This window comes from Paenibacillus validus NBRC 15382 (assembly GCF_004000985.1).
Lineage (GTDB): Bacteria > Bacillota > Bacilli > Paenibacillales > NBRC-103111 > Paenibacillus_G > Paenibacillus_G validus.
Genome location: NZ_BIMH01000132.1, coordinates 1 through 655, shown reverse-complemented (window position 1 = coordinate 655; position 655 = coordinate 1). Strand labels below are relative to the sequence as shown.

Genomic DNA, 655 nt, shown 5'->3' with positions numbered 1-655 from the left:
GGCTTGCAAAATAGAAAAACACCGCTTCGTTTGGTAAAGTGAAAGTGCGAGCAATCACTATCAAACAGAAGAGGTGTCTTCCATCATGATAGACCATCAGCCCGATCTTAATCAACTGCCAAACGAATTAAAGTCTGCTTTTCAAGAACTGAACGTCATGAAACATCTTCGACAAGCTGGGTTGCGCAAGCGATTTGGTTTCAGCTGTGCCCGACTGTTCCAACTCGTCTTTGTCCTGTTGTTTCATCAAAAGAACTGGTTTCGTCTGCTCGAGAGCAGCAAGGGAGAATCGTTTCCCGGCAAAGATGCGGTGTATCGCTTCCTCAATCATGCCGGCTTTGCCTGGCGTCGCTTTCTGACATCACTCAGTGTCGCCACGGTACGGAAGGTCAGCACTCTTACGTCTGTCGACCGGGACACCGTCTTCATCGTTGACGATTCGATGTTCGAACGCAATCGCAGCAAGGCTGTTGAGTTGCTCGCCCGATTCAAAGATCATGCCACCGGCGCTTATTACAAAGGATTTCGTATGCTCACCATGGGCTGGTCCGACGGGCATACCTTCTTGCCGCTCGACTTCGCGCTGCTCAGTTCAAGCAAGTCTGCCATCAACGGCATGAGCGAGAACATCGACAAACGATCGCACGGCTACAAG

At 50.4% G+C, this 655-nt stretch carries 1 protein-coding gene; it reads left to right on the top strand.

What is annotated here, in order from left to right; all coding sequences use genetic code 11:
- Positions 1-85 precede the first annotated feature (85 nt).
- The coding region (locus tag PVA01S_RS26380) for a transposase (RefSeq protein WP_164751995.1) at positions 86-655 on the top strand (570 nt) is incomplete at its 3' end.